The sequence below is a fragment of the Candidatus Venteria ishoeyi genome, assembly GCF_030378065.1.
GTDB lineage: Bacteria > Pseudomonadota > Gammaproteobacteria > Beggiatoales > Beggiatoaceae > Venteria > Venteria ishoeyi.
Window position 1 is genome coordinate 23981 of sequence record NZ_JAUCGJ010000055.1, and the last position, 7864, is coordinate 31844.

10 protein-coding genes are annotated in these 7864 nt (G+C 44.7%); 9 read left to right on the forward strand and 1 reads right to left on the reverse strand.

Going from position 1 to position 7864, the window contains the following annotated elements; translation table 11 throughout:
• Positions 1-159: 159 nt before the first annotated feature.
• From QUF61_RS15500 to QUF61_RS15540, 9 genes are all read left to right on the forward strand, one after another.
• Positions 160-1131: a hypothetical protein gene (locus QUF61_RS15500; protein ID WP_103922480.1), complete on the forward strand. Its 972-nt coding sequence runs from the start codon at positions 160-162 to the stop codon at positions 1129-1131.
• Positions 1132-1797: a c-type cytochrome gene (locus QUF61_RS15505; RefSeq protein ID WP_286019601.1), complete on the forward strand. Its 666-nt coding sequence runs from the start codon at positions 1132-1134 to the stop codon at positions 1795-1797.
• Positions 1798-3075, forward strand: a complete 1278-nt coding sequence (gene nosD, locus QUF61_RS15510; RefSeq protein ID WP_103922481.1) for a nitrous oxide reductase family maturation protein NosD — start codon at positions 1798-1800, stop codon at positions 3073-3075.
• Positions 3075-3836, forward strand: coding sequence for a 4Fe-4S dicluster domain-containing protein (locus QUF61_RS15515; RefSeq protein ID WP_103922482.1), 762 nt, complete (start codon positions 3075-3077; stop codon positions 3834-3836). The genes nosD and QUF61_RS15515 overlap by 1 nt, the downstream gene beginning before the upstream one ends.
• A complete protein-coding gene (locus QUF61_RS15520) occupies positions 3833-4810 on the forward strand; it encodes a NapH/MauN family ferredoxin-type protein (protein ID WP_103922483.1) in 978 nt (325 codons plus the stop codon). Before QUF61_RS15515 ends, QUF61_RS15520 begins: the two co-directional genes overlap by 4 nt.
• Positions 4807-5664, forward strand: a complete 858-nt coding sequence (locus QUF61_RS15525) for an ABC transporter ATP-binding protein (RefSeq protein ID WP_103922484.1) — start codon at positions 4807-4809, stop codon at positions 5662-5664. The genes QUF61_RS15520 and QUF61_RS15525 overlap by 4 nt, the downstream gene beginning before the upstream one ends.
• A complete protein-coding gene (locus tag QUF61_RS15530) occupies positions 5661-6110 on the forward strand; it encodes a nitrous oxide reductase accessory protein NosL (protein ID WP_289682519.1) in 450 nt (149 codons plus the stop codon). The genes QUF61_RS15525 and QUF61_RS15530 overlap by 4 nt, the downstream gene beginning before the upstream one ends.
• Before the next feature lie 291 nt (positions 6111-6401).
• Positions 6402-6674 (forward strand): BrnT family toxin, encoded by a 273-nt coding sequence (locus QUF61_RS15535; protein WP_103922657.1) that lies wholly within the window; start codon positions 6402-6404, stop codon positions 6672-6674.
• The gene (locus QUF61_RS15540; RefSeq protein ID WP_103922656.1) at positions 6661-6876 is read left to right on the forward strand and encodes a hypothetical protein; all 216 of its coding nucleotides are present in this window, start codon (positions 6661-6663) and stop codon (positions 6874-6876) included. The genes QUF61_RS15535 and QUF61_RS15540 overlap by 14 nt, the downstream gene beginning before the upstream one ends.
• Positions 6877-7234: 358 nt before the next feature.
• Here QUF61_RS15540 and QUF61_RS15545 read toward each other — a convergent pair whose 3' ends face one another.
• Positions 7235-7744 (reverse strand): GIY-YIG nuclease family protein, encoded by a 510-nt coding sequence (locus tag QUF61_RS15545; RefSeq protein ID WP_289682520.1) that lies wholly within the window; start codon positions 7742-7744, stop codon positions 7235-7237.
• Between the last annotated feature and the right edge of the window lie 120 nt (positions 7745-7864).

Here is a 7864-nt window from a genome sequence, read left to right on the forward strand (position 1 = left end):
ATCCGAGCTTACAACTTAAGCGAGTACATTCAATAAAGCCGATTTATTCGGTAAGAATCAATATAAATTATAGAAGAAGTCCCTTTAAAATCTTTTTAAAATGAAATTCTAGATCCGTGCTATAAGCAATTAACTACTTCTGACTCTGAGTCTTATTTTATGAATAAATTACTGCTATCCCGTATTCTGACTGTCACTGCGGTTGCTTTTTTAATCGCCGTATTTTTTGCGCCGACTTGGTGGGTCTCCCTGAAAGCACCGAATTATCCACCGGAATCCTTTCCCGAAGGTGTACGCATTCATTTCCACATGAATGGTGTCTTTAATGGCTGCCCTCTGCGCCAATCTGAAGAACTTCATATTGATGAAGCTTTAGATTGCGTACATGAAATGAATACCATTAATCATTATGTAGGCATGTACCCTATCGCCTCAGCCGCGCCGGTTGAGCGGGCTTTCTCCCCCATGCTGGTCAGCCTGCTGATATTGATGCTGCTGGTGTTTATGATGCCGGGAAAAAAATCTCAGTTTATAATTTTAGGTATAGGTGCAGCCACGATTAGTACTTGGTTGTTGGTCGCCTTATTTACCGAAGGCGGCATCATGTTTACTTCCGATGGCTATCGTCAGGCATTGATGACATCAATGGATCTGGATGCTGATGAGATCAAAGGCTGGAGTCTGCATTTTGCCATGCTGGAGGGCTATCGGGACAGTTTGGGGGCTTATTTCCGTAATCCGGTTGAAATTGAACCCAGAGTGGCGATGCTTTCCCAGGCGGCTTATGTGATTGCCGCTGCGTTGATTGTTGCCATGCTGGTATTAATTATCGGGCTTTGGAAAATGCGTAACTTTTTTTATTGGTTGCTGATTATCATTCCTATTTTACTGCCGGTATTTTTTATACTCGATTATGCAGCTTGGCTGTGGTGGTACGGTCATACACTCAATGATATGGCAGCTTTCAGTATTAAACCGTTTATGCCAACCGTATTTGGTGATGGCAAGGTCGCACAGTTCAGCACCCACTCTTATCCACATTATGGGTTTGCTTTGATGTTAGCCTCATCTTTCAGCTTAGGATTGGCGGCTTTATTGAGACGAAAACAATTGCGTGAGGAAGCCAGTTAAGTGCTGAAATATGTAAAAACAATGGTCTTAAGCCTGCTGATTACACAGGCTTTCCCAGCCATGGCCTTTGATTTAGACAATGCCGAAGAAATTCACGAAGTCTGTGCCTCCTGTCACGGGGAGTTTTCCCAGGGCGGGAAACAGGGTGAATATCCTCGTCTGGCAGGACTTTCGGCAGAATTTATTGCTGAGCAATTACGTTTATTCCAAGGCCGGGTGCGGCAAAATATGCCGATGTTGCCGCACACCGAGGAGCGGGAACTGCCTGAGGAAGATATTCTGGATATTTCTGCTTATATCACAGAAATTAAGCTGGAAACCAAGCTGCCCCTCCTGGATGAAACTAAAAAAATTGATGCCTTTCAGCGGCTGATGGCCGCTAAAAAGATATTAAATATCGCCAGAGCAGAGGGTGATGCTAAAGCGGGTGAAAAACGCTATAACCAGGAGTGTCGTTCCTGTCATGGTAATAAAGGCTGGGGAAAAGAGACTGTTCCCATGCTGGCAGGCCAATATACTAATTACTTATGGCGTCAGGTTGCCAAGTATCGCAAGGGCCTGCGGATTCATGATAAAGATGAACCCGATGAGGAATTGTTAAAAGATTTCACTGACAGTGAGTTACAGGATATTTTTGCTTATCTTTCCATTGTGGATGATGAATAAATGCAACGCATCTTTATTTTATGGGGTCTATGTTTACTGACGACAGCCGCAAACGCCGCTTATCCGTCATTACAGCCCCTGATAGAAAAAGCCGAGCCTAACAGTACGCTGTTAATTCCGCCCGGTACCTATGCTGGCCCGGTGATGTTGGACTTCCCTATCACCCTGGACGGACAAAACCAGGTTATCATTGATGGTGGTGGTGAAGAATCGGTGATTTATATCGATACTGATGGCGCGCAAGTGCGCAATCTACACCTAACCAACTCCGGTGACTCTCATAACGATCTGGACTCCTGCGTTCAGGTGCGCGGAAATTTTAATATTATTAAAGATAATATTCTGGATAACTGCCTGTTTGGCGTGGACTTACAGCAATCTAATTCCAATATCGTCAGACGTAACAAAATCAGTTCCCTTGATGTTGAACTAGGTTTGCGCGGTGATGCTGTACGGCTTTGGTACAGCAAAAATAACAAAATCACTCATAATGAGATCACTGATTCCCGTGATACCGTAGTCTGGTATTCAGAAGGCAACCAAATTACCCACAATAGCGCCACCCGCGGACGCTATTCACTGCATTTTATGTATTCCCGTTACAATCTGGTGGAGCATAATAACTACTACAATAATGCCGTGGGTATATTTTTGATGTATAGCGATGATGTGGTGGTGCGGCATAACAGCATCAGCCATGCTGCTGGCGTAACCGGCATGGGCATTGGTTTCAAGGAAAGCAGCAATGTCACCGTTGCGCATAACAAATTACTGTATAACGCGGTGGGTATTTATCTGGATGTTTCACCTTACCAACCCGATACCATCAACCAGATTCATCATAATAAAATTGCTTACAATGGCATTGCCATCCAGTTCCATAATGACTGGACAGGTAATGTTTTAAAGAAAAATGTTTTTCAGGGTAACTTGTTACAGGTTTCCGTTCACGGCGCATTTACCGCTAAACGTAATGTCTGGCAAGGTAATTACTGGGATGATTACCAGGGATTTGATCGTGATCAGGATGGCATTGGCGATACGCCTTATGAACTTTATGCCTATGCTGACAGAATCTGGATGGATAAGCCTCACGCCCAGTTTTTTAAAGGTTCACCGGTATTGGAAGTGTTGGATTTTCTGGAACGTCTGGCACCTTTTACTGAACCTGCGCTGGTCTTGCGGGATAGCAAACCCGTTATGCAACTGAACACAATTAAGGATGATGACGTGGATAACAAAGCCAAGCTTACTGCCAAAGGCATAGAGGGTCAGTGATGGACAAGCCGCAACGTCCCAAGAAAAAAAATCCTACCCGGAAAAAGCAAAGCCGCAGACGTTTTTTACGCTCGCTGGCGCTGGGTGGCGGTACTATTGGTGTCTCCATGCTGGGTTTGATTCCAGTTTATCAGGCACAGGCCAACCCACGTTTACGCCCACCGGGAGCCTTGGCAGAAAAAGACTTTCTGGCATCTTGTATCAAATGTGGACAATGTGTGCAGGTTTGCCCGGTATACGCCATCAAACTGGCAGATATCAATGATGGCTTTGGTATCGGTGTACCGTATATTGATGCCCGCGCCCAGGCCTGTGATTTTTCCTGTGACGCCGTGCAATGCGTATTAGCCTGCCCCACCGGTTCCTTGTCCCATGATATTGATAAAAAAGAACAAGTGCGCATGGGTATTGCGCGTCTGGACAGACCCAAAGACTGTCTGGCAGTGCAAGGCAAAGGCTTTAAAGGGCTGGCACGGGGTCAGGATTATGACGGGCACTTGCGTTATGAAGAAATTGACCGCTGGAACCCCATTGCAGTCAGCGAACACCCTTATGATTTACCCATCTGTGATCTCTGCGTGCGGCAATGCCCGATAGAAGGCGCTATCAGCTTGCAACCACTGACTAAAGATGAAAATGATAAACGTCAAATTCCAGTGGTACATGAAACCTGCGTCGGCTGCGGTGTGTGTGAAATGATTTGCCCCACTGAACCCGCATCTATTGTCATTGATGAACGTAAAACCTGGGAGCAGACATGAAAAACCTGATTGAATCCCTGCTGGTCTTATTTGGCAAAAAACCCCGTCGTTATTTGCCTGAACAACAAACACCTGAAGTCAAGGTCATTCATCAATACAAACGCAGTCAAAAACTAACTAGAGAAATGCTGGAAACAGTTGAGCAAGCGCATCTGGAATCCGGCAAACGCCACCGCTGGCGCAATCGCCGCTGGCTTACGTTGATTGCAGTCAATTTATTATTTGTCGTGTCTTTTCAACTGGATATTCAGATTCTGGAAGGTGCATTAACCGCATCGCGGTTTATCGGCTTTCACATGGCGGATTTGAACTCAGCCTTGCAGGTCATGCTGGCATTTAAACAGGTACTGATTAATTTGCTGATTGGCACGGTTACGGTGTTTCTGATGTGGCTGTTATTGGGTGGCAGAACTTTTTGTTCCTGGGTCTGCCCCTACCACCTGGTATCAGAATGGGCGGAAAAAATTCACCTAAAGCTCGCTGCAAAAAAACTGGTGAAAGACCATGCCTTTCATCGTGGTACCCGCACTGTTTTATATTTGATTTTTGCCCTGCTGGCTGTAGTGACAGGCTATACCGTATTTGAAACCATTAACCCTGTCGGCATACTCAGCCGCGCCCTGATTTACGGCGGCAGTCTGGCCTTGTTGTGGGTGGCGTTTTTGCTGGTGATTGAAATTTTTTATTCACGCCGCGCCTGGTGTCGTTATGCCTGTCCGGTGGGTATGACCTATGGCATTGTCGGTGCTTTTTCACCGCTGCAAGTCACTTATAATGTCAAAGACTGTCAGCATGAAGGTGAGTGTATTAAAGTGTGTTTGGTACCCCATGTGCTGGAATGTATTAAAAAAGGCCGCGCTCAGGGCGTTGAAGTTGGCCTGGGCGCTGATTGCACCCGTTGTGGTATGTGTATTGATACCTGCCCGACAGGATCCCTGCGTTTTGATGTGAAAGGATTGAATAAATTATTATGATACTATTTGAAAATGTCATTAAAAAATTCAATCGCATCCAGGTGTTGGATGATATTAACCTGCATATAGAGCAGGGCGAAAAAATTGCCCTGATTGGCTCTAATGGTGCGGGTAAAACCACGCTGATTCGTTGTCTGCTGGGGGAATATAATCATCAGGGCAGTATTAAAGTTAAAAATATCCCCACCCGCAAACAACGCCAACAGATACTCAGTGAAATTGGCTTCGTACCGCAACTCCCCCCGCCCTTAAAAATGCCGGTGGGACAACTGATTCATTTTGCCGCCGAACTTTGTCACAGCGATCCGCAGCGCATGAAAGACGTAGCAGAGCGCCTGGGGCTGGATTTAGGGCAACTCTGGAAACGCCCTTTTATTAAATTATCAGGCGGTCAAAAACAAAAATTATTAATTGCCATTGCCTTGGGGCGAGACAGCCGTATTCTGATTCTGGATGAACCTGCCGCCAATCTTGATCCCGCAGCGCGGCAGTTATTCTTTGAGCTGCTCAGCGAATATCCTGAAGATACAGTGATGCTCATTTCCAGCCATCGTCTGGATGAAGTCGCCGCTTTGGTTAACCGGGTGGTGGAAATGGATCAGGGCAAAGTCGTTTTAGATGACCGCGTTGCTGACAGTGTCGCACTGAACAGTCGTCTGGCTTGCAGCATCAGGCTGACGCGACATGAAACTGCTTTTTTTGCCACCTTGGAAACTTGGGGCTTTACCCACGACGACGATTCTCTGCAATGGACAGGACAAGTATCCGGTGCTGATCGTCTGAGATTTCTGGGTATGTTATCACGCTATGCAGGATTGCTGGCGGCTATCAACATGGAGGAAATAAACCAATGAAATCAGTTCATTTATTATTGACAAGCTGCTTGTTCTTAGTGCTATTTGTCACCGGCTGTAGTGACAGGGCACAAACCGGCCCGGAAAAAATTCACTGGGATAGAGATGCCTGCGAACGTTGTCGCATGGTGGTCAGTGATCGGAATTTCACTGCCCAACTACGCGGCGGCCCGGATCATAAAATCTTTAAATTTGACGATTTAGGCTGCGCCCTGCACTGGCTGAAAAAACAGTCCTGGGCTGAAGATAAAAAAACTGAAATCTGGGTGACGGATTATCAAACTGGCGAATGGCTGGATGCGTATAAAGCTTTCTATGTGGGCGGCCTGACCACGCCGATGGATTATGACTTGGGCGCAATCGCTAAAGCTGTGGAAGGCGCAATTGATTTTAGCAAAGCCAAGGCACAGATTCTGGCAACAAAGCATTCACATGGCGGGCATTGATGGTTGCCGTTTACCTCGTTCCCAATCTCCAGATTGGGAACGCAGGCCACGCAAGCTGGAGCTTGTAAGGTAGGCGTTACCAAGCAGAGAGGCTATAAAAGAACCCTGAAAGCAGGCTATTTTTGAATCGTAAGTTATTGATTTTACATTTCACAAAATACTAAAATTGAAGTTCTTTTACAGGCTCAGAGCTTGGTAACGAGAGAAATCCTGCAAAGCAACGCAGTTGCTTTGTGAGAGAAATAATGGCATGAATGCAGAGAAATAATGGTGTGAATGCCAGGAGAATTCATGGCATTTGCATGGAATCCACAAAAAGCACAAAGCAACCTGAAAAAACATGGTGTATCCTTTGAAGAGGCACAAACGGTATTTGATGACCTGCTGTATTTAGATTTTTATGATCCTGATCATTCAGAAGATGAACATCGTTACCTGATTATTGGACGATCCAATAGGCATAGATTACTAATTGTTGCTTATACAGAACGCGAAGAAATATGCCGTCTAATCAGTGCAAGAGAAACTACACGAAAGGAACAGGCTGCTTATGAACACGGCTAATACTGAAATGGATGATGATTTGCGAGAAGAGTACGATTTGAGCCAATTGCGGCTCAGAAAAACTGGTTCTGGCAGGAAGGCTTTTCAGGGCGTGGATGTCCACCTAGATCCAGACGTAGCAGAAATGTTTCCTAGTTCTGAGGCCGTCAATGAAGCACTGCGCTTTTTGATACGTATTACCCGGCACAAAACAGTGGGATAGAATATTTTTGTCGATTTCAAAGTGGATGAGGTTTAACCTCTGATGAATACGAAAACTTATTATCTATAATCAGTTTGGAAGATAAAGATAGTAATCACTTTGATTCAAAATATTCCAGTACTATTGTTACTGATAAGCCTCTAATTAAAAAAGAAATACTAGTTTCTTCTGAAGAAAATACTTCCACAGGAAAAATATTAAATACCGAAGCCACCAATTTCCAATTTAGAATATCAATGTTAGCGCGGTAGGGTGTATAAGCGTAGCGCCATACACCGCATGAAAAACCAAAATGACGGATGGCGCTACACTTATCCGTCCTACTTGCTACAAAAGCCCAGACCCGCAGGGTTAATTGTTATATTTCATCAGGCAACTCCTTAAAACTCTTTTTCTTAATATTCTGCTGCTGCATTTGTTCGCGAATCGCTTGTGACTCCCTATACTGTCGCGCCTCAGCCATTTCTATAAACTCGGCATCCACAGATATTTTTTTAGCTACAGTTTCTATTTCACTCAGCGACACATTAAAAAACTCTTTTCGGTTATTAACCAGATTAAGACGCTTACTATCAAAAGCTTTATGCAGCTCCTTTTCCAAGGCGGGAGCATTTTCAGTGTGTATCATCGCGTGAACATCAAAGATAAACGGAACACTGGCATCACCCAACTCCTTTACCCTGTCAAGCGGTTCAAGCCTTCTTGTCATGCCGATTTTATAAACATTATCTCCAAATGAACCAATATTTGATATGATGTACACATGACCAAGCTTTGTCTGTTGCGCCATAGACTTCGCCCTTTCATTTTTTGCATGAGCCTCGGCAAGCTCTGTGTCTAATTGAGCAATTTGCTCATTAAGCAGCAATTCCCGGTCAGCATAAAATGAGTTAAAATATAGGAAAAATAGACACCATAAAAGATAGAATTATGCCAAAAGCCTTACCTCCAATTCCGTCATACGATGATATTCAGGCATCTTCATGCC

Coding starts and splice junctions, on each gene's coding strand:
- QUF61_RS15500 (WP_103922480.1), top strand. CDS start 160: ATGAATAAATTACTGCTATCCCGTATTCTGACTGTCACTGCGGTTGCT.
- nosD (WP_103922481.1), top strand. CDS start 1,798: ATGCAACGCATCTTTATTTTATGGGGTCTATGTTTACTGACGACAGCC.
- QUF61_RS15515 (WP_103922482.1), top strand. CDS start 3,075: ATGGACAAGCCGCAACGTCCCAAGAAAAAAAATCCTACCCGGAAAAAG.
- QUF61_RS15520 (WP_103922483.1), top strand. CDS start 3,833: ATGAAAAACCTGATTGAATCCCTGCTGGTCTTATTTGGCAAAAAACCC.
- QUF61_RS15525 (WP_103922484.1), top strand. CDS start 4,807: ATGATACTATTTGAAAATGTCATTAAAAAATTCAATCGCATCCAGGTG.
- QUF61_RS15530 (WP_289682519.1), top strand. CDS start 5,661: ATGAAATCAGTTCATTTATTATTGACAAGCTGCTTGTTCTTAGTGCTA.
- QUF61_RS15535 (WP_103922657.1), top strand. CDS start 6,402: ATGGCATTTGCATGGAATCCACAAAAAGCACAAAGCAACCTGAAAAAA.
- QUF61_RS15540 (WP_103922656.1), top strand. CDS start 6,661: ATGAACACGGCTAATACTGAAATGGATGATGATTTGCGAGAAGAGTAC.